This window comes from Gluconobacter cerinus, from assembly GCF_025961355.1.
Lineage (GTDB): Bacteria > Pseudomonadota > Alphaproteobacteria > Acetobacterales > Acetobacteraceae > Gluconobacter > Gluconobacter cerinus.
The window spans coordinates 1134937-1154291 of record NZ_JAOQNM010000001.1 but is presented as its reverse complement, the minus strand read 5'-3'; the positions used below and the strand labels follow the sequence as shown (position 1 = coordinate 1154291).

At 56.8% G+C, this 19355-nt stretch carries 16 protein-coding genes, 1 tRNA gene and 1 pseudogene; 10 read left to right on the top strand and 8 right to left on the bottom strand.

The window, feature by feature from the left end; genetic code table 11:
- Nucleotides 1-173 precede the first annotated feature (173 nt).
- Nucleotides 174-1919 carry a glycoside hydrolase family 13 protein gene (locus M2305_RS05265; protein ID WP_264648769.1) on the top strand — a complete coding sequence of 582 codons (1746 nt, stop codon included), beginning with the start codon at nucleotides 174-176 and terminating at the stop codon, nucleotides 1917-1919.
- Between the two features lie 26 nt (nucleotides 1920-1945).
- On the opposite strand, the gene nagA is transcribed toward M2305_RS05265, so the two are convergent.
- Genes nagA through M2305_RS05240 form a run of 5 tightly spaced genes read right to left on the bottom strand, consistent with a single transcriptional unit; the run spans nucleotide 1946 to nucleotide 7543 of the window.
- A complete protein-coding gene (nagA, locus tag M2305_RS05260; RefSeq protein ID WP_264648768.1) occupies nucleotides 1946-3055 on the bottom strand; it encodes an N-acetylglucosamine-6-phosphate deacetylase in 1110 nt (369 codons plus the stop codon).
- Nucleotides 3052-4332 (bottom strand): glucose/galactose MFS transporter, encoded by a 1281-nt coding sequence (gluP, locus tag M2305_RS05255; protein WP_264648767.1) that lies wholly within the window; start codon nucleotides 4330-4332, stop codon nucleotides 3052-3054. The genes nagA and gluP overlap by 4 nt, the downstream gene beginning before the upstream one ends.
- Nucleotides 4329-5615: a D-tagatose-bisphosphate aldolase, class II, non-catalytic subunit gene (locus M2305_RS05250; protein WP_264648766.1), complete on the bottom strand. Its 1287-nt coding sequence runs from the start codon at nucleotides 5613-5615 to the stop codon at nucleotides 4329-4331. The genes gluP and M2305_RS05250 overlap by 4 nt, the downstream gene beginning before the upstream one ends.
- Before the next feature lie 3 nt (nucleotides 5616-5618).
- Nucleotides 5619-6572, bottom strand: a complete 954-nt coding sequence (locus M2305_RS05245) for an SIS domain-containing protein (protein ID WP_264648765.1) — start codon at nucleotides 6570-6572, stop codon at nucleotides 5619-5621.
- 11 nt (nucleotides 6573-6583) lie between these two features.
- On the bottom strand, nucleotides 6584-7543 hold the full coding sequence (locus tag M2305_RS05240) for an N-acetylglucosamine kinase (RefSeq protein WP_264648764.1): 960 nt from the start codon (nucleotides 7541-7543) through the stop codon (nucleotides 6584-6586).
- Between the two features lie 60 nt (nucleotides 7544-7603).
- Here M2305_RS05240 and M2305_RS05235 point away from each other — a divergent pair, with 60 nt between their 5' ends.
- The 4 genes from M2305_RS05235 to M2305_RS05220 are packed head-to-tail and all read left to right on the top strand — an operon-like array spanning nucleotide 7604 to nucleotide 10427.
- A complete protein-coding gene (locus tag M2305_RS05235) occupies nucleotides 7604-8503 on the top strand; it encodes a DeoR/GlpR family DNA-binding transcription regulator (protein WP_264648763.1) in 900 nt (299 codons plus the stop codon).
- A 1-nt stretch (nucleotide 8504) separates the two neighbouring features.
- Nucleotides 8505-8885 (top strand): oxalurate catabolism protein HpxZ, encoded by a 381-nt coding sequence (gene hpxZ / locus M2305_RS05230; RefSeq protein WP_264648762.1) that lies wholly within the window; start codon nucleotides 8505-8507, stop codon nucleotides 8883-8885.
- Between the two features lie 31 nt (nucleotides 8886-8916).
- Nucleotides 8917-9096, top strand: coding sequence for a DUF4089 domain-containing protein (locus M2305_RS05225; RefSeq protein WP_046900228.1), 180 nt, complete (start codon nucleotides 8917-8919; stop codon nucleotides 9094-9096).
- Nucleotides 9093-10427: an AtzE family amidohydrolase gene (locus M2305_RS05220; protein ID WP_264648761.1), complete on the top strand. Its 1335-nt coding sequence runs from the start codon at nucleotides 9093-9095 to the stop codon at nucleotides 10425-10427. Before M2305_RS05225 ends, M2305_RS05220 begins: the two co-directional genes overlap by 4 nt.
- Nucleotides 10428-10473: 46 nt before the next feature.
- On the opposite strand, the gene M2305_RS05215 is transcribed toward M2305_RS05220, so the two are convergent.
- Entirely contained in the window at nucleotides 10474-12039 is a 1566-nt protein-coding gene (locus M2305_RS05215) for a gamma-glutamyltransferase family protein (protein ID WP_276556513.1), read from the bottom strand.
- Nucleotides 12040-12078: 39 nt separating this feature from the next.
- The gene (locus M2305_RS05210; RefSeq protein ID WP_264648759.1) at nucleotides 12079-12960 is read right to left on the bottom strand and encodes a LysR family transcriptional regulator; all 882 of its coding nucleotides are present in this window, start codon (nucleotides 12958-12960) and stop codon (nucleotides 12079-12081) included.
- A gap of 101 nt (nucleotides 12961-13061) precedes the next feature.
- Here M2305_RS05210 and M2305_RS05205 point away from each other — a divergent pair, with 101 nt between their 5' ends.
- Nucleotides 13062-14297 carry an allantoate amidohydrolase gene (locus tag M2305_RS05205; protein ID WP_264648758.1) on the top strand — a complete coding sequence of 412 codons (1236 nt, stop codon included), beginning with the start codon at nucleotides 13062-13064 and terminating at the stop codon, nucleotides 14295-14297.
- Nucleotides 14294-15520: a pyridoxal-phosphate-dependent aminotransferase family protein gene (locus M2305_RS05200; protein ID WP_264648757.1), complete on the top strand. Its 1227-nt coding sequence runs from the start codon at nucleotides 14294-14296 to the stop codon at nucleotides 15518-15520. Before M2305_RS05205 ends, M2305_RS05200 begins: the two co-directional genes overlap by 4 nt.
- 49 nt (nucleotides 15521-15569) lie before the next feature.
- Here M2305_RS05200 and M2305_RS05195 read toward each other — a convergent pair.
- Nucleotides 15570-15737: pseudogene (locus M2305_RS05195) on the bottom strand (plasmid stabilization protein); the annotation flags it as partial.
- A gap of 174 nt (nucleotides 15738-15911) precedes the next feature.
- On the opposite strand from M2305_RS05195, the gene M2305_RS05190 reads away from it, so the two are divergent.
- The 3 genes from M2305_RS05190 (at nucleotide 15912) to M2305_RS05180 (ending at nucleotide 19354) form a co-directional block, all read left to right on the top strand.
- Nucleotides 15912-15987: transfer RNA gene (locus M2305_RS05190), tRNA-Thr, on the top strand.
- Nucleotides 15988-16211: 224 nt separating this feature from the next.
- Entirely contained in the window at nucleotides 16212-17687 is a 1476-nt protein-coding gene (locus M2305_RS05185; protein WP_046900222.1) for a paraquat-inducible protein A, read from the top strand.
- On the top strand, nucleotides 17684-19354 hold the full coding sequence (locus M2305_RS05180; RefSeq protein ID WP_046900221.1) for a PqiB family protein: 1671 nt from the start codon (nucleotides 17684-17686) through the stop codon (nucleotides 19352-19354). Before M2305_RS05185 ends, M2305_RS05180 begins: the two co-directional genes overlap by 4 nt.
- Nucleotide 19355 lies beyond the last annotated feature (1 nt).

Genomic DNA, 19355 nt, shown 5'->3' with positions numbered 1-19355 from the left:
GCGGCGGTAATGCTTATTGAGGCTCACCGGCATGACACAGAGACAGACTGGCTCAGGGCGCATCTGTCAAGCCGCTGATCTATAAAGCAGTCTCGCTAACTTGTGCGCTAAAGATTGAAACGCTTTTTGCGTGTGGCTCGTTGCAGGCCTGTATCCGTGAGGAGATAGACCCGATGTCACAGCCATCCTCCAGCAATTCCAGTGCTCCCTTCCTGACTGCCCTTCGCGCAAGTGAAGCCAATACGCCTGACAGGAGGCGCTGGTGGAAGGAAGCTGTGGTTTATCAGGTTTACACACGTTCATTCTGTGACAGCGATGGAGACGGAATTGGTGATCTTCCGGGCCTCATCAGTCGGTTAGATTACCTGCAATCTCTGGGTGTACAGGTGATCTGGCTGGCCCCGCATTATGACAGCCCGAATGTTGATAACGGGTATGACATCCGGGATTACCGCAAAGTCGATCCCCTTCAGGGGACTATGGAAGACTTTGACCGGCTGGTAGAAGGCTTAAATGCCCGTGGGATGAAACTCATTGTGGATATCGTGGCTAACCACACGAGTGATCAACATGCCTGGTTTCGCCAAAGCCGTGCCAGCAGGGAAAACCCCTATCGCGATTTCTATATCTGGAGGGATGGCCGGGATGGCGGACCGCCCAATAATTATCTGTCCATCTTTGGTGGAAGCGCATGGCAGAAAGATGAGACAACAGGGCAGTATTATCTGCACTATTTTGCTTGTGAACAGCCTGATCTGAACTGGGAAAATCCGGCAGTCCGGAAAGAAATGTACGAGATGATGCGTTTCTGGCTGGGCCGGGGCGTCGCAGGCTTCCGGCTGGATGCGATCTGCTTTCTGTCCAAGCTACCTGATCTCAGAGACCTGACGCTGGCTGAGATGGAGAGCCTTGAGCATGTGTATGTCACCGGCCCCAAAGTGCATGATTATCTACAGGACATGCATCGGGAGGTTTTCGCAGACCGGGACCTTCTGACAGTTGGGGAAGCTTTTGGTGTGCCCTTCGATGAGACCCCGGCTTTTGTAGAGGAAAGCCGAGGGGAAATGACGATGGTTTTTCACTTCGAAATTGTCCGCCTTGGTCGCCATGACTGGCAGGTTCAGGATTGGACGATCAAGGATCTTAAAGCAGTTTTAAGAGGGGAAGATACATCTTCTGGCCCAGAGGGCTGGCTGACATCCTTTCTGGAAAACCATGATAATCCACGATCTGTCTCATGGTTCGGAGATCCTTCGCCCAAAGGGCACGGCCCGTCAGCCAAGGCGCTGGCAACAATGCTCCTGATGCGACGTGGGACGCCCTATATCTATCAGGGGCAGGAAATTGGCATGACGAATATCCGGTTCGATGGGATCGAGGATTTCGAGGACATCAACGCCAGGGGCATCTGGGACAATACTGTCGGTATTGGAAAAATGTCCGCAAAAGAGGTCTTGTCCAGCCTCTCAAAGATCAGTCGGGATAATGCACGAACACCCATGCAATGGGATGGAACGTCGCGTGCCGGGTTTACGACTGGTGTGCCGTGGTTTCGGATCAATCCAAATCATACGGACATCAATGTGGCCCAGCAGGAAGCTGACCCCGGGTCCATTCTGAACTACTACCGCCGCTTGATTGAGCTTCGCGCTACGCATCAGGCGCTGATTTACGGTACATTTGAAGATGTTGATCCAGACCATCCTTCGGTCATTGCATTTACGCGTACGCTAGAGGACGAGCAGTTTCTTGTTCTGATCAATATGTGTGGGGAAAAGGAACACTATATTCTGCCGCATGGTCTGAAAATATCTGAGGTTCTGATCGACAGCGCATCAGCTCAGGCAGCGGATGTGCTACCTGAGCTTAGGCCTTGGCAGGCAGGCGTTTATCGGCTGGCACCACCCGCGGATATCTGAAGAGACGTCTGCTCAATTAGGCAGCCTCAAAAAGTTCTTTGCCCACCAACCCAGACCTCCGCGATTTGCAGCGTGTCATCCAGAACGGTGAAATCGGCCAGAAGGTCGGGAGTGATTGTGCCCCGATCATGAAGGCCAAGATATGCAGCTGCATTGGTGCTGACGAGCCGTGCAGCCTCCGGAAGTGATTTCCCGGCCTGCACGGCGTTGCGCACAGCCTGGTCAAGGGTCAGGACACTTCCTGCCAGAGAGCCGCCGGGAAGGCGGACAACGCCATCCTGGATCAGGACGTCCTGTCCACCCAGACTGCTGGGGCCTTCCGGTTCACCTGTTCCCCGCATGGCATCTGTTACGAACAGGAGGCGGTCCCCCATAACGCGTGAGGCCAGACGAAAGCTGGCGGGGTGCACGTGGTAGGTATCGAAGATCATCTCGGCATATGCGGTGTCGCTGCACATAAGTGCCGTTACAGGGCCGGGCTTGCGGCCCTCAATCGCAGACATGGCGTTGAAAAGATGGGTCGCACCGACGGTGCCCCCAGCTCCACAGACGAGGCAGATGGCGCGTTCGGCGCCTTCATGATCTGTGGTGGTATGGCCAAGACTGACCCTTACGCCAGCCGCTGCAAAACTGCGCATGGCACTTTCTGCATGGTCCAGTTCGGGAGCAAGCGTGACCACGCGGACACACCCGGTTTCGACAGCTTCCTGAACCCGGTCAGGGGAGGGCGGAATGGCAAAGGGAGGCTGCGCACCCAGCTTGTGGGGACTCACAAACGGCCCTTCCAAATGGGCTCCATGAATGCGCGGACCGTTTTCCACCCCGCGTTCACAGACTTCCGCGACGGCTCTCAGGGCATTCATTACGTCATTCCAGGGTGCCGTAATGGTTGTCGGGAGAATGGTCGTAGTGCCGTGACACATGTGGAACCGGGACAGTGTTTCAATGGCTTCCACACCGTCCATGGTGTCGGCTCCACCGCCACCGTGAACATGTCCATCAATGAAGCCTGGAAGAATGTAACGGTTGCCAGCGTTTTTCAGCGGCTCAAGATCGTGGATATGGGTGCCGAAGGTCACGCGACCGGGGACGATCCGGTCCCGGAGTACGAGATTTCCATCGAGATGAGACGTCATTGTTTCTGGTCCAGTGGGAGAAGGCCCGTCTGTCCGTAGCGGCGAGCGTAGAAAAGAACTGCGAGATAGGATGGCAGAACGAGGAGGGCGAACATGGCCTGAAACCCGACATAAGGCTTTAGCAGGACATAGACCTGCGGAATGATTGCGCCACCGCTATACGCCATGACAATCAGTGCGGAAGCCAGTGGGGTCCAAGGGCCAGCGCCTCGAATGGCAATCGGGAAGATTGTCGGCATGATCATGGCGTTTGTGGCGCCCAGCAAAGCGACGCAAAGTACGGAGGCGTAACCATGCGTCAGGAAGGCCGCAATGGTCAGGATGCAGCCGCCAATGCAGGAGAACTCAAGAAAGCGCTCCTGCGTGATGATGCGTGGAACAACCACGAACCCCGCGACATAACCCGCCAGCATTCCAGCAAGAGTCAGGGAGGTGAAGAACTTGGTCTCGCTTAGGGGAAGGCCAAAGCCCTGCCCATATGTGCCGATGGCATCGCCCGCCATGACTTCGATGCCGACATAGATGAACATAGCCGCAATGCCGAAGACAAGATGCGGCCGGAAAATCTTATCTGTACTTCCGCTCACGCTTGGGAGCGGCGGGGCTTGGAGTTCCGGCAGAGGAAAAAAGATCACGCCCACTGCAGCAACCAGAAGAACGACAGCCATGCTCATATAGGGCGCATAAATGGCATGGACGAAGCTGTTTAGAATGGCGTCCCGTGCTTCTGGTGTTGCAGCAAGCTGCGCTTTCTCAGCGACATTCCCGATATCGCCCATGACGACTGTGGCCAGGACGATAGGCGCCAGAATGCCGGCAAATTTATTGCAGACACCCATGATGGCAATACGCTGGGCGGCGCGCTCCGAAGGACCAAGCAGGCTGACCAATGGGTTGATAACGACCTGCATCAGTGCAAGCCCTGAACCCAGCACCAGAAGCCCAGCCAGTGCGCCGCCATAAATGCGCATGGAGACGAATTGCCCGAAGAGGGCTACGCCTGCCGCACACAAAACCAGTGCTCCGGACAGACCGCGACGCAGACCCAGTGAACGGGCGACAAACGATGCGGGAATGGAGAACAAAAAATACGACAGGTAGAAGACCAGAGGCACCAGAAAAGCGCTGACGTCTCCTAGTGAGAACGCAACCCGGACAAACGAGATCAGCGGCCCGTTCAGCCAGGTCACAAAACCCATCATGAAGAAGATGGCGGCGGCAACACCAAGTGGACCAAGGCCGTATGAGCCAGTCAGGCTGTCCGGGGAACGGTTCATGTCACTTCTGCTCCACAGGCCTGATCGTACAGGCCAAGAACTGTGTCGATTGCGGAAAGAATTATGGCGCGCGGTTGCCGTGGAAGCAGCCCGTCGCGGATTTTTTCGTACTGCACCGGCAGGAACTGGCTCAGAAGCGGGTCTGGCAGCCCTGTTTCCTCAAGCTGGCGCAGAAGCGTTTCAACGGCGGCTTCCGCATCAGGTTGAGGCCAGTAATAGCGGATACGGTCGCTGTAAGCATAGTGACGGAGAATGGCGAGCTTGCTCTCTGTGCCTTCGTAATGGCCATGCCACTGCGCAGGCTGCTGGGTCATGATCCGTTCCATAAGCGCCCGCAGGCTTTCCTGCTGTGGCAGAAGGACGGAGCGGATGCCGTCCAGCCCATACAGGGCTTCACGCAGGGCAAAGGTCAGGCCCGGTCCGACTTTCAGGAGCAGGAAGCCATCTTCCACAAGTGCGCGCAGGGCGGGGAGGGGCTGATAATCGGTCGAATGGGCTTCGAAGATCTGGCCCGGCATCTGGTTTAGCGTGGCCGAGAGGGACTGCGCGCGCGGCCGGTCGTAAATCACGACATCTTCCACACCGAATTCCACGCCCGGCTGAACGACAAGCCCGATCACACGGCTCCAGACGTCGTCGCCCAGCGTGCTGCGGAACAGTGTTTCATGAACCTGAAGTGTGGCGGTGGCAGAGTCCGGAGAGGTTGGCTCCAGATGATCCAGAGCCTCAGCCGTACCACCTGGAACAGGGACTTCCGTTCCAATGATATAGACGGCCTGACCGGGAGCCGCGCTTTCGGCGCGCTGTGCAAGGGCGCAGGCGCGTTCGGCAACGGTTTCATCGGAAAGCGCAACCGGTTCGCCCGCGCAGCCCATGCTGGCATCGAGATGCAGTTTGACGAAGCCCGCTTTCGCAAAGGCTTCGATCATGGTCAGGGCCTTGTCCATGGCCTCCTGTGGAGGCAGGGCTTTCCATGGATTGGGGCCAAGATGGTCGCCACCCAGTAGAACAAGATGCGCCGGGCAGCCGACCTTAGCGGCAATTCCAAGCACAAGATCCCGGAAATCTGCCGGGGTCATGCCGGTATAACCCCCATCCTGATTGACCTGATTGCAGGTCGCCTCGATCAGAACATGCCTCTTGGTCCGGGCAGCGCGTTGAAGCGCCGCCTCCAGCACCAATGGGTGTGCGGAACAGACAGAAGTCAATCCTTGACGTTGGGCTTTCGGAACGTCTGGATCGTGCGTCTGGCGAACGAGGTTCAGGAACGGAGAAAGGCTCATGAATCAGGCGATCGTCACAACTTTGGTCAGATGACGAGGGGCCAGAGTATCCAATCCCTTCGAGCGCGCGACATATTCGCCGAAAAGCTGAAGCACTGGCAGAACGACCAGCGGGCGAACATCTGCGTCTTCCTTAACGGAAAGAGAGACGGTGCCGGGGCCACCAATGCCTAGAACGCGTGCGCCCTTGCCCATCAGATCCTTGGCAAGAATGCTCTCTTCTCCCAGCGTGTCCGGGTGGTACAGGAAGACGACGAGAGAGCTGTCATCAATCAGGCTGATCGGGCCGTGACGGTATTCCAGCGGATGATGCGCTTCTGTCTGGCTGAGGCTCATTTCCTGAAGTTTCAGGGAGCCTTCGCGGGCAACGCCATAAAGCGCACCAGCGCCCAGGAACACGAAATGGGAACGCCCTTCGATCAGAGTCTTGAGCTGCGGATCTGCGGCGTTAAGGAGTTCCTCGGCAGCCTTTGTTGTTTCCGGCGTGACGGAAATACCTGCATAACGCAGGCCCATCAGCAGCATCAGACTGGCCGACGCTGTCATGACGATGCCTTCTTCCGTATGGGTTTCGGCCAAGACGGTTTCGTCTGCGTTCTTCTCGAGACTAGTCTCTTCCGCGCAGGTGAAAGCTGTAACGTGCAGACCGTTCTTTCGGCTTTCGATGGCAGCGGCGACCGTCTCAGTCGACTCTCCGCTGCGTGAAAGAGCCAGAATGTTTGGGCGGATTGAGGACGGTACATAATCCTGCGGGCGGCGTGTCCACTCATTGCCTGCAACAGCACGCGAAAACACACCATTAGCATTCAGGCTTGCCGCGATTGAATCCGCAATATGAACAGATGTTCCACATCCTACGACGACTGTGAAAGTCTCCGGGTCTGGATGCACATCTTGCATGTCTACCTGGTTCCAGAGGGGAAACTGTTCGCGAATACCGCGCTCAGTAGCGTTCATAAGAAAACCTTTCAGGCCCCTGAGCCTACGGTGTCGAGGGTACGGGAGAGGGATTGAATCCAGTGTGTATCTGCTGCCCATCCGGCTTGGCGAGCAGCAGAAATGAGGCCTCCACCAATGGGAGGGAGAAGGGGCGGGCGAGGTGCTCCGCATTGTCTTGCGATGGCATTTCGCAGGTACGCGCTTTGCAGCGTACCGCCCGCATAGCTCCAGGGGAGGTCTAATCCCGGTATTTTTCTACGCGCCGCAAGGATATGCGTGGCCAGATCGGATGCGGCCTGATCCAGAAGAGCCATGGCCGGGACACAACCGTCTTCAGCAAGGGCAGACACATGGCGGGCGAGAGCTGCAACGGCAGAGCGAGGATGCTCGAGGGTGCCATACCACTCCAGAAGAGCAGGCGTGCAGAGTTCCGGGCTGGATGGCAGGCCCATGGCCGCAGTGAAGGGCGCCAGGAAGCTGGCATCCTGCGTGTTTCGACCATCGAGAATGTGCGTCAGAAGTGCCAGGGCGTTTCGGCCGATCTGGTAGGCGCTGCCTTCATCGCCAAACAGGCTGCCCCATCCGCCGACCCGGCAATGCTTGCCCGCAGCATCGGACGCCCATGCCATGGAACCTGTGCCAGACAGAAGAAGAATGCCGGGCTGCCCCCCAAATGCGGCTGAACAAGCCATGTCCACATCATTTGTGAGGGAATATGGAATGTCTCTGAGACTTTCGGAGACAGCGTTTTTTTGCCGGGCGCAAAGCGTTTCACTTTCGCCGTATCCGGCCAGCCCAAGTCCGACAGACTGGGTCTCGACAGGGAGTACCTGCAGAAGGCCCGTCAGCCTCTCGCGCCAGAGGGGTTGGTCAAAGGGGTTCGTTCCGCCTGTCTGCCGGCTGGCGGCGACTGTTCCATCCTGACGAAGGACAACAAGGAGAGTCTTGCTGCCCCCGCCGTCAATCGCTGCGATACAGGGTTCAGTCACGGCCAGGCTTTCTTGCGGGTAGTAGGATCCTGTCTCGATCTGACTAGCCAGAGGCCAGTCATGTCAAGTCATCTTTCTGAGCGAAACGTTCCGATTTCGATCATTTTATGCGTGCTTTTTGAAAAATATGGGTATGCTTCGGCGCACCGTGTCATGGCTCAGTGGGGAGAGCGTCTTTTGGCTTCTGACCGGCTGGCTCAGATCCGGCATTACCTTTACCTGAACGGAATGAGTGGTGTCCACGAGCTGGCCAGACAGGTGGATGCTTCTCTTGCGACGATCCGGCGGGATCTTCAGTTGCTTGAAGAGCAGGGCATTGTCATCCGGACACGCGGCTGTGCGTCCCTGACTGCTTCCATCGATCGAGAGGTTGCGTTTGAGGCGCGGGAAAATCACGCACTCGAACACAAGCGCGCCATTGCGGATCTGGCTTTTTGTCGGATCGAGCGAGGATCAAAGGTTTTCTTTGATGCCGGGACAACCGTTCTGCAGCTCGCGCGGCGTCTGCGCATTTCGCCCATGCCACTGACGGTCTTTTCCAACAACATCATGGTTTCGGAAATGCTGAGCGGTGTTGAAGGTGTCGAGACGATTCTTCTTGGTGGCAGAGTGAGGCATACCAATCGCAGTCTGGTTGGACTTTTGGCAGAGCAGGCACTGGAGAAACTCTGGTTCGATCAGGTATTTCTCGGCGCTAGTGCTGTGCAACCAGACGCGACGATTTCGACGCCTGATGAGGAAGAGGCCAGGCTCAACGCGCTTATGATGAAGCGGACGGAGACGTGCTTTCTTCTTGTGGATAGTACAAAATTTGCGCTCCACTCCACTTACAGTGTCGGGTTCCTGGATCAGGTTTCCTGTATTTTTACGGACACCGATCTTGATGCCCGACAGGTTCAGTCTCTGCGAGACGAGGGGCATGACGTCGTGCTCGCGGGGCATGCAGAAGGAAAGATATAGGATGCTGAACGAGCCCAAAATTCTGGCTGAGGTTTCAGGCCTGGCTGATCTTTATGAAAAAGCGTTGGGTGAGAATGATCTTCAGACCCTGGATGACCTCTTTTATGCGGGGCCGGAGACAGTCCGATACGGGGTTGGTGAAAATCTCTATGGCATCGAAGAAATCAGGGAATTCCGGAAACAGCGTCCAGGAGGTTCTCCGCCACGGGATGTGCTGAAACGCGTCATCACGGTGATCGGTCAGGATGTTGCCGTGGTTGATCTGGAGTTTCAACGCCGGGGTGGTTCCAAAATCGGCCGTCAGAGTCAGACATGGTTTCGTACACAGAATGGCTGGAAGATTCTGGCTGCGCATGTTTCCCTGATGGCCGACATATCCTGAAGACTAACTCTGAAGAGGCGACGGCAGCAGCATGAATCTTTCGGAAGATAAGGAAATCGAGGTTCTCGCAACGGCGAATGGCCTTGTGATACCCGCTGAATTTCATAAGGGGGTTCGGATGAACCTCGACCTTCTGCGTTCCTATGCGACCCTGATCGAGGGAATGGAACTGTCAGACAGGCTTGAACCTGCGTTCGAGTACGAACCATGAGCGGGCTTGAATTTCGCACGCTGGACATTGCTGCGCGTGTTCGATGCGGCGAGTTATCTGCAACAGACGTAACCAAAGCTGTTTTTGCAGACATCGCCGAGCGGGATGGAGCATTGAATTGCGTCACGCGCGCCCTCACGGATCGGGCATTTGCCGCTGCCGCTGCAGTTGATTCTGCTGTTGCGGAAGGCCGTGATCCTGGCGCGTTGGCGGGTGTTCCATTCGGGATCAAGGATCTGTTTGATGTGGCCGGTCAGGTTACGACAGCGGGTTCGAAGGTGCTGGCAAATGATCCGCCTGCGGCGCGGGATGCCGCACTCGTGGCACGTCTGATCGACGCTGGAGCCATCCCTGTAGCACTGACAAACATGGACGAGTTCGCTTACGGGTTTGCGACGGACAATGCCCACCATGGCGTTACACGCAACCCTCATGCGCCAGATCATCTGGCGGGTGGTTCGTCTGGTGGATCGGCGGCTGGGGTGGCGGCGCGCCTGTTTTCGCTTGGTCTGGGGTCCGATACCAACGGGTCCATCCGTGTTCCAGCCTCTTTGTGTGGCGTTTGGGGGCTTCGGGGAACGCAGGGGCGTTTTCCAATTGAGGGTAGCTACCCGTTTGTTGCCAGCCTCGACACAGTTGGGCCTTTTGCGGACAGTGCGGGCGGCCTGAGAGCGTGTTTTGAGGCATTGGTACGGACGGAAAACGCACCTGTTGATGTTGGTGGCTTGAAAGTGGCGCGTCTGGGTGGATGGTTTGCGGAGAACATGTCCGCTTCCATGCAGGAAGCAGTAAACGCACTGGCGGCCCGGCTTGGTGCCAAAAATACGGTGGAACTGCCTGAAGTTGCGCGGGCGAGAGCGTCTGCTTTCGTGATCAGTGCCGCGGAAGGAGCAGCATTGCATCTGCATCGTCTGCGCACACAGGCGCAAGATTACGATCCGTCAGTGCGCGACCGCCTGCTTGCTGGCGCCCTTTTGCCGGCTTCCCTGATTTTCCAGGCGCATCGTCTGAGAAACTGGTTCCGCGCACGGATGCATGAGGCTTTTGCTGATGCAGATATTCTGCTGGCGCCTGCTGTGGTGGGTGAGGCGCCGCGCTTTGATCAACCGTTGATTGAAGTAGGGGGTAAAATGGTCTCTGCGCGTGCCAATCTGGGGCTTTATACGCAACCGCTGACGTTGGCAGGCTTCCCGGTTTTGACGGTTCCGATGAAAACGGCAGGACTGCCGTTGGGAGCCCAGCTTATTGCGCGTCCGGGCAGGGAAGATCTGTTGCTGGCTCTGGGTGAATCCCTTGAGCGGGATGGAACTGCCGAAGCTCGATTGGTCTGAGCATGAGAAGGAGGCGCTTTTACAGGAGTGCCTCCTTCTCTTGAAGTTACCAGGCCGCCACGGACCCATCGCTGCGTGGGTCGGTAGCCCCTTCGAGGCGACCATTCGCATGCCTTACGATGGCTCCGGCATGTCCCATGATGGATGACATGCCAGGAAGCTGCTCAATCACATGTCCTGCATCCTGAAGGGCCTGAACTACGGTCGGATCAAATCCAGGCTCCAGTTTGAGCGACGTGCTTTCCTCCCCCCATGTGCGACCCAGGAGCCAGCGGGGACGGCAGATCGCCTCCTGCAGTGGAACACCATGTCGGGCATAGCGGCTGAAAACGGCGGCCTGTGTCTGGGGTTGGCCTTCACCCCCCATGGTTCCGTAAACTATGACGCGTCCATCATTGAGGCGGGCAGCGGCGGGGTTCAGGGTGTGGAAAGGTTTTGAGCCGGGTAGCAGGCAGTTCCAGCCAGAGGGTTTCAGGCGGAATGAAGATCCACGGTTCTGCCAGAACAGACCGCTTTGCGGCAGCATTACACCGGAGCCAAACTCGAAATAGAGGCTCTGGATCATGCTGACGGCTACACCATTGCTATCAATGGCGCCCATCCACGTCGTGTCGCCCCACTGTGTTTCTTCCGTCCAGGGGAATGCTTCTGTCATGGAAATGCGGGCAGCCATTTCGTCGAGAGCTGACGGGTCTTGCAGAAGGGCGCGAATATCGTCTTCCGCGGTCGAACGGCCATCAATTTCGCGATTTCGGTAACGAAAAGCCTGCTTCGTGGCCTCGATCAGTCCGTGAAGGTGTTCATAACTTTCTGACGCGTCGCATTGGGGAAGACGATCTTCCAGCGCGAGGATCAGCAGAGAGGCTGCACCCTGTGTTGGGGGTGCCATATTATAGAGCGTCCCCATTGAGGTCTGAACATCCAGTGGCGCTTTGACTTCAGCGCGATGAGACAGGAAGTCGTCCAGACGCAGGGGGCTGCCAGCGGCCTCAAGATCGGCCGCCATGCCTTTTGCCAGATCGCCCTCATAAAAACTCCGCAGACCGTGGTGAGCGAGGCTTCGGAGTGTAGCCGCCAGAATAGGCGAGGTCTGAATTTCTCCTTCCTGCCAGGGAATATCGTCAGGGATGCAGAAAGACCGAAAAGCCTCGTTTCCACAAAGCTCTGCCTGCTTTTCCTTCAGAAGTGCGGCTTCGCTCTCCGAAACGACGCGTCCTGTGCTGGCATAATGGATGGCATCGCGCAGGAGGCGATCTAGCGGGAGGGAAGGTTGTTGCTTGGCACTTTCTTTCAGGGCTGCTTCCCATCCAGAGACCGTTCCGGCGACAGTATTGGCAGCCAGACCGCCCCGCCAAGGGATGACGCTGTGACCAGCCTGAGCATACAGATCCAGCGTGGCATTTCTGGCCAACCGTCCGCAGGCATCAATCGCAATGGTCTGCCCGTTGGGGTAGGAAATCAGCCAGAACGAATCCCCTCCGAGGCCTGTCATGTGGGGGTAGACTGCAGCCAGTGCGGCCGCTGTTGCTACAATGGCTTCAATAGCTGTCCCGCCATCTTTCAGGACGTCCAGTCCAGCCTGACTTGCGAGGTGATGGGGGGATGTCACCATCCCGCGGAGAGAATTGGGCGTCTGCATGGAAAATACCCGTCAGGCAGGAGGGGAAGATTGGAGGCGGGAGATATGGTCACACAAAGTCTGGATCAGCAGCTCTTCTGGCCCCTGAGCGGTCTGGTGACGTGTGGCCGCAATAAAATCGACATTCGGGATGCGCGGCAGGGCGGGCATTTCGCAAAGGGAAAGCCCATCAGACTCTCGCAGAAACCCGGGCTGCGCCGTAATGCCGTATCCTGCACGGACGGCGGCCAGAATTGCGCTCAGATTGCCGCTGGTGAAGGCGATGTGCCACGGGAGTTCGGCACGGTTCAGGGCTTCGATTGCAAGGCGTCGGGTGACGCTACCTTCCGGGAACGTCACCAGTGGAATGGACTGACCGTCTGAGAAAGGTGTTTGCGCCGGGCCGAACCACCGCAGCTCTTCGGTCCAGAGCTTCTGGCCGTGCGTCTCGGAAGAGCGACGCATCCCGCAAAGCAGATCAATTTCATCATTGTCCAGAAGGCGCGTCAGGGATGCACTGAGCCCGATGGTCATTGTGATCTGAAGAGAGGGATGTGCCGCGCGAAAAACGCCTAGAATTTCTGGGAAACGCGTTAACAGGAGGTCTTCCGTCACACCCAGCCGGATGGTTCCACGTGGTGTCCCGTCCCGGAAATAGGCAAACAGACTATCTTCAACCTGCAAAAGGCGCTGCCCTAATGAGACGAGGGCCGTGCCGTTTTCCGTCAGGCGTACAGCTTTTGTGCTGCGTGCCAGCAGCCGGGTGCTCAATTGCTCTTCCAGCCGGCTGACATGCTGACTGATCGTGGACTGACTGACACCCAGCATCTGCGCTGCAGACGTGAAATGCAGAGTTTCTGCAACCGCCAGAAACGACTGTAGATGCATGGGATCAAGGTGGGTTTGATCTTTCATGCGAATATGTGAGGTGAGTTTTATCACGAGGTCAACTTGATCTGGTCCCGTTATGAGCGCAAACTTTATTCAAGATTGTACGTCCTTCTGGCGGAGACAAAATGACAGCCCACGGAGCCCGTGCCGTTCAACGGTGCCGCATTCTCGTTGAACCTCCATTCAGCGAGATGGCTGGTAGCCTTTTCCGTTTCTGGCTCGGAACATCCTATCGACATACCCTCGCTCAGGTCCAGATCTGGATGGAAGAAGCAGGCATGGATGTGCGGACCGATGCCGTGGGTAATCTGGTTGGTCGCTATGAAGGGACAGATCCAAAGGCGCCGGTTCTCATGATTGGCTCGCATCTTGATACGGTGCGGAATGGGGGAGCTTTCGACGGCAACCTCGGCGTGATGCTGGGAATCGAGCTGGTTGCAGCCTTGAAGGATCAGGGCACGCGCCTCCCATTCCCAATCGAGGTTATTGGGTTTGGTGACGAGGAAGGATCCCGGTTTCCTGTTCCCATGATCTGCTCCCGAACAATGACGGGGGAGATCAGTGCCGTTCCTCAGGGCGTAACGGATTCTCAAGGCATGACGGTTGCCGACGCGATGCTGGCATATGGCCTGGACCCGTCGCAGCTAAAGAATGCAACGCGCCGACCAGAGGATATTCTGGCCTTTATCGAGCCGCATATCGAACAGGGCCCTTGTCTGGAAGCTGCGGATGAGCCCTTGGGCGTCGTGACCGCGATCGCTGCCCAGACCCGCCAGCGCGTTATGGTCAAGGGGCAGGCCGATCATGCTGGTACTACGCCGATGACTCTGCGCCGCGATGCGCTAGCCGGGGCTGCGGAGATGATGCTGGCAGTAGAAAAGCGTGGGTTGAACGGGGCCGGAAATCTCGTGGCAACGGTTGGGCAAATAGAAGTGACGCCTAATACGTCAAACGTCATTCCCGGCGATGTCTGGTTTTCACTGGATATGCGCGCAGGCTCCAATGAGGTGCGCGACGCACTGGCTGAAGGCATCAGGTCTGATATTCGCGACATTGCGAACCGGCGCGGACTGGATGTCTCGTTTACGGCTCCACAGCAACTGGCAGCGGCAGCGTGCTCTCCGGGGATCATTGAACGATTTGCTTCGGCTGTTGAAGCGGTAACAGGGCGCTCTGCCCCTCGGCTTCTCAGCGGTGCCGGGCATGACAGCATGGCCATGGCGGGCTTCTGCCCGATGGGTATGCTGTTTATTCGCAGCCCTGGTGGTCTGAGCCATCATCCAGATGAAACAGTGCTTGTGGAAGACGTTGAACTCGCCCATCGCACCCTGCTTGCTTGCGTCAAGGAATTTCAGTCATGACTTCATCTTTTGCTCAAATTGATCCGCCATCGCGCCTGCTGATGGGCGCAGGGCCTGCCAATGTGCACCCACGCATTCTACGGGCCATGGCAACGGACGTCATTGGCCAGATGGACCCCGAAATGACGGCTTACATGGATGAAACCATGGCGCTGTATCGGGAAGTTTTTCAGACAAAGAATCATTGGACGCTGCTGATCAACGGTTCTGCCCGTTCGGCCATTGAGGCTGCTCTGGTTTCGCTGGTTTCTCCGGGCATGAAGGTGCTTATTCCGCGGATCGGGCGCTTTGGCCTTCTGCTCACGGAAATTGTTCATCGGTGCGGCGGTATTCCCTGCACTGTGGATATGGAATGGGGGCAGGTTGTTGACCCGGCCGCCATTGAAGCTGCCATTATCGAACACAAGCCTGGCCTTGTGGCGACCGTGCATGGCGATACGTCCACCACAACGGCCCAGCCACTCGCAGAAATCGGTGCTATTTGCCGCCGTCATAACGTCCTTCTCTACGTCGATGCGACTGCTACGCTGGGCGGAATGGAGTTCAAGACGGACGCCTGGAACATCGATGTCGCAACTGCCGGGCTTCAGAAATGCCTTGGTGGACCGCCGGGATCTGCACCGATCACGCTATCGGATCGTGCTGTAGAAGCCATCCTGCGTCGGCGGCATGACGAAGCCGGTATTGCGACAGGCCAGCCGCAGGGTGAGGGGCCGGTGATTCAGTCGAATTACTTCGATCTGGCGATGCTCATGAATTACTGGTCTCCGGCACGGATGAACCATCACACTGAAGCGACGTCCATGCTTTATGCGTCCCGTGAGGCTGCTCGGATCGTGGTTGAGGAAGGTGTGGATGCCCGGGTCGCCCGTCACACGCGTGCTGGACGGGCCATGGTGGCGGGTCTGCGGGCGATGGGGCTGCGCGTCTATGGCGACGACGCTACGCGGATGACCAATGTGACTGGCGTATGGGTTCCTGAAGGGGTTGATAACGCCCGGGTTCGCGAGCTGATGCGCAAGGACTTTGAAATCGAGATCGTCTCGTCTTTCGGTCCACTGACAGGCAAGATCTGGCGTATTGGCGCGATGGGTGTGAATGCGCAGAAGCATAAGGTTCTACTGACCCTGGCGGCGTTTGAAGCCGTTCTCGCAGGTGAGGGCGTCCAGCTACCCCGTGGGGCCGGAGTAGATGCGGCGCGTGCTTCCTGGGATGCTGCCTGAAGTCTTTCGCAGTCAGATCAGGCCGGATTTAATTTTCCGGATGATTTTTCCGGCCTGACCCACTTTTCCTGCCACCGCCACTTTCCTTGTTGACGGTTGCCCAGGCACGGCTCTCAGCTTCTTTCTTAAGGACGCCGTGCTTTTCATAGTTTTCTTCGATGTGCTCAGCCTGGCGTTTCTGCTTGTCTGTGTAGGCTGATTTGTCTCCACGTGGCATGGCCTGTCCTCCTGAAAACAAGGTCTGAAGCGGCATTACGCTTTAAGAACCGTCAGGTTTTGCCAGTAAGATGGTCGGATGTGGTATTTTCATAGAATGTAAGACAGTTTTCTTTCATTAAGGGCTTGCCAAGCTCAAAGCCGTTAGTTAGAAAGCGCCCACCTCGATGGATGCGCCGGTGTAGCTCAGCTGGTAGAGCACGTCATTCGTAATGATGGGGTCGGGAGTTCGAATCTCTTCTCCGGCACCATCGAGGTATTTTCCTCAAAATAGATCAGGCTACCAGGCATACAGTTCCAGTATGCAGACGGACTTTGATGTCTGGTTTTTGTCAGATTATTGCCAGAAAATTTTCTGGCTCTGGGCAAATGCTGTAAAGTGGGTTTACCATTCGGCATCAGATCCTGATGCGTGGGCCACGTTGTGCTGGCTGCACTGTCTTATGGCGGCTCCATGCGTTAGGTTAGGAGCGTCATGACTGACCGTTTTCACAAACGCCTCTGGCAAAATGCCGTCAACCTGTCCCGGACACCGCAGCGTCCACGTGCGTCGTTGCATGTTGTGGAAGGTTTGCACGAGTGCTCCGTCTGTGGGCTGTTCCAGAGGGTTCCCGAACTCAAGCCTGGCTTTTTGGCAGAGTGCGAACGCTGTGGCGCGCAAATTGCACGCCGTCGAAAGACCTCCGTCATTGGTGCGCCTGCTGCTTTCTGTGTGGCCTCCGCTGCGCTCTACATTGCTCTCCTGATCAGTCCACTCATGACGCTGAACGTCTATGGACGTGAGAACACCGTCGCTTTGATGTCTGGCCCTATTGAGCTATCGCATCAGGGCTACAACACCATGTCTTTCCTGGTCGGACTGACAACTCTGGTCATGCCAGGTATTGTCATCGCCTTGATGGGGGCTGTGCTGTATGGCGCGTCCCGCCCCCACATGCCTGACTGGACCCCGAGACTTCTGACCTGGTACGATCGCCTTCGCGGCTGGTCCATGGTGGAAGTCTATGTTCTGGGCGTGCTGGTTGCCTATACCAAGCTCGTGGATCTTGCCCTCGTCGATCTGCAACCCGGGGTGTACCTGCTGGGTGGCCTGATGCTGACGATGGCCGCCATGGATTCCACGTTTGATGACGATCTGATCTGGAACAATCGCGACTTGCGAAAAAGGGTGGACGGCCATCGGGGGCGTATTCTGGATGTTGCTCATCTGGATGCTCACGAAGACGCGCTTCCTCCTGTTGAGCACATGCTGTCCTGTCACGCCTGCGGACTGGTGGTCGCTTTTGATCATCCTGTTTTGCAGGAGGCAGATATGGGCGATTGTCCGCGGTGCGATCAGATTTTGCGCCGACGTAAAAGGCAAAGCCTGGCATCGGCCAGCTGTCTTCTGATCGCAGGCGTTATTTTCTACATTCCGGCCAATATGCTGCCTGTCATGACCTACACCAAGGTGGGATCAGGCGCGCCAAGTACCATTATCAGCGGCGTGATTGAGTTGTGGCAGGCTGGTATGGTGCCTTTGGCCCTGCTGGTTCTTTTTGCCAGCATTACCGTTCCGGTTCTGAAAATTCTGGCCTTGAGTTTCATGATCATCAGCACGAAGCTGAGGTCCCGGTGGCAGTTACCGCTGCTTGGGAAACTCTATCGCATGGTGGACATTATCGGGCGTTGGTCGATGATCGACGTCTTCATGATCTCTATTCTCTGTGCGGTGGTCCATTTTGCGTTTCTGGCCAATGTGACTGCCGACCCCGGCATGATCTGTTTTGCTTTGGTCGTGATCCTGACCATTTTTGCCGTGGAGCTGTTTGATCCTCGGGCAATGTGGGATGCGGCAGGCCTGAACAGTTCTGTGGCTAGCGACGCAACGAGGCGTAGCCTTTCTGATGGCAGGCCAACCGATGGCCCGACCCCTTCTTCTGATACCTCTATGGAGCCTGAAAGCGCGTGAGCGATTCCCGAAATAATCGCGGGCAGCAGCCGGCCTTTCCGGAGGAAGCTCCGGTACGCCGGACCCGCTTCTCCCTGATTCTGCTGATTCCAGTTCTGGCTATTCTGATTTCTGGTTGGCTGGCCTGGAAGCATTTTGCCACGCGTGGGCCCGAGATCACGATTACCTTTGATACTGCAGATGGCCTCACTCCTGGCCAGACGCAGGTCAAGAACAAGGCCGTGACGCTGGGTACAGTGCAGGACATCACTCTGAGCCGTGACATGCGTCATGTGAGCGTCAAGGTTCAGATGAATGCGAATAGCGCCCATATTCTGACAGACAGCACGCGTTTCTGGGTTGTGCGGCCACGTATCAACGGTGCCAGCATCACCGGACTCGATACGTTGATCTCCGGGGCTTATATCGCGATTGATCCTGGAACCTCTGGGGAGCATTACCAGACTGAATTCCGCGGTCTTGAAGCAGCACCGGGCGTCCGCTCTGACCAGCCTGGAACAACATTCTGGCTCGTGTCACCGGCTCTCGGTTCATTGGGTGAGGGCGCTCCCGTATTCTTCCGGGATGTCCCAGTTGGTGACGTGCTGGGCTATACGATGCCGCCCGGGGGGGAGGGCCCAATTGTTGTGCAGGTCTTCATCAAGGCGCCATATGATCATTACCTGCGTACGGACAGTCGCTTCTGGAATGTCTCGGGAATTCAGGTTGGTCTGGGGGCGGGTGGTCTGAAGGTTCAGATGCAGTCGCTGCAAGCGCTGTTCTCTGGTGGTGTGGCATTTGGGCTACCGGATAATCGGAATGCCGTGAACGCGCCTGTTGCCCCTGCAAACTCGGTTTTCAAGCTTTACACAAGCCAGGCCGATGCAGAAAGTGCCCGCTACCATCAGCGCCTCCGTGTCGTGACCTATATCGATACATCCGTGAAGGGGCTTGCGGCTGGAAGTCAGGTCAGTCTGTTCGGCCTGCAGGTTGGAACAGTGACATCTGTAAAGTTGCAGATGCCTTCTCCGCAGGCGCACCCGAAGGTCCGGGTGGAAATGCAGATCGAGCCCGAGCGCATGATGCCGGAATGGAGCGAAAGCCAGCTTGCGCGTGCCAAGGAGTATCTTGCCGCGTTCGTGGCCAATGGCCTGCGTGCTTCCGTCCAAAGTGCCAGCTTCCTGACGGGTGAATCGCTGATCGGGCTACAGTTCGTGAAGAATGCACCACCTGTGACCATGACGTACGAGGGTGACGTCGCTGTGCTTCCCAGTCAGCCAGGTGGCATGGATGGGATTATGGAGTCTGTTTCCACCATCACGGACAAGATTGCAGCGATGCCGCTCACGCAGATTGGTGAGCACGTCAATGACCTGATCGCGCATGCGGATGGCCGTTTGAACAGCCGCGAAGTGACGCAGTCTCTGGTTGCGTTGCGTAATTCGCTCCAAAACCTGGATGCGTTGAGCAAGAATGCCAATCAGCATCTTCCAGAGCTTATGACGGCCTTGCAGGGAACCTTGACCAACGCTCAGACTCTTCTTGGGTCCTACGGCGGAGATACGGATTTTCAGCGTAGCCTTCAGGGCATGATTACACAGATGACGCAGATGGCGCGTTCGCTCCGTTTCCTGACAGACTATCTGGGACATCATCCATCAGCACTTATTACCGGTCGTAGGAACTGAT

Excerpts from the sequence above, each read along its gene's own strand:
- M2305_RS05265 (WP_264648769.1), top strand. The coding sequence starts at position 174 with ATGTCACAGCCATCCTCCAGCAATTCCAGTGCTCCCTTCCTGACTGCC.
- nagA (WP_264648768.1), bottom strand. The coding sequence starts at position 3,055 with ATGACGTCTCATCTCGATGGAAATCTCGTACTCCGGGACCGGATCGTC.
- gluP (WP_264648767.1), bottom strand. The coding sequence starts at position 4,332 with ATGAACCGTTCCCCGGACAGCCTGACTGGCTCATACGGCCTTGGTCCA.
- M2305_RS05250 (WP_264648766.1), bottom strand. The coding sequence starts at position 5,615 with ATGAGCCTTTCTCCGTTCCTGAACCTCGTTCGCCAGACGCACGATCCA.
- M2305_RS05245 (WP_264648765.1), bottom strand. The coding sequence starts at position 6,572 with ATGAACGCTACTGAGCGCGGTATTCGCGAACAGTTTCCCCTCTGGAAC.
- M2305_RS05235 (WP_264648763.1), top strand. The coding sequence starts at position 7,604 with ATGTCAAGTCATCTTTCTGAGCGAAACGTTCCGATTTCGATCATTTTA.
- hpxZ (WP_264648762.1), top strand. The coding sequence starts at position 8,505 with ATGCTGAACGAGCCCAAAATTCTGGCTGAGGTTTCAGGCCTGGCTGAT.
- M2305_RS05225 (WP_046900228.1), top strand. The coding sequence starts at position 8,917 with ATGAATCTTTCGGAAGATAAGGAAATCGAGGTTCTCGCAACGGCGAAT.
- M2305_RS05220 (WP_264648761.1), top strand. The coding sequence starts at position 9,093 with ATGAGCGGGCTTGAATTTCGCACGCTGGACATTGCTGCGCGTGTTCGA.
- M2305_RS05215 (WP_276556513.1), bottom strand. The coding sequence starts at position 12,039 with ATGGTGACATCCCCCCATCACCTCGCAAGTCAGGCTGGACTGGACGTC.
- M2305_RS05210 (WP_264648759.1), bottom strand. The coding sequence starts at position 12,960 with ATGAAAGATCAAACCCACCTTGATCCCATGCATCTACAGTCGTTTCTG.
- M2305_RS05205 (WP_264648758.1), top strand. The coding sequence starts at position 13,062 with ATGACAGCCCACGGAGCCCGTGCCGTTCAACGGTGCCGCATTCTCGTT.
- M2305_RS05200 (WP_264648757.1), top strand. The coding sequence starts at position 14,294 with ATGACTTCATCTTTTGCTCAAATTGATCCGCCATCGCGCCTGCTGATG.
- M2305_RS05185 (WP_046900222.1), top strand. The coding sequence starts at position 16,212 with ATGACTGACCGTTTTCACAAACGCCTCTGGCAAAATGCCGTCAACCTG.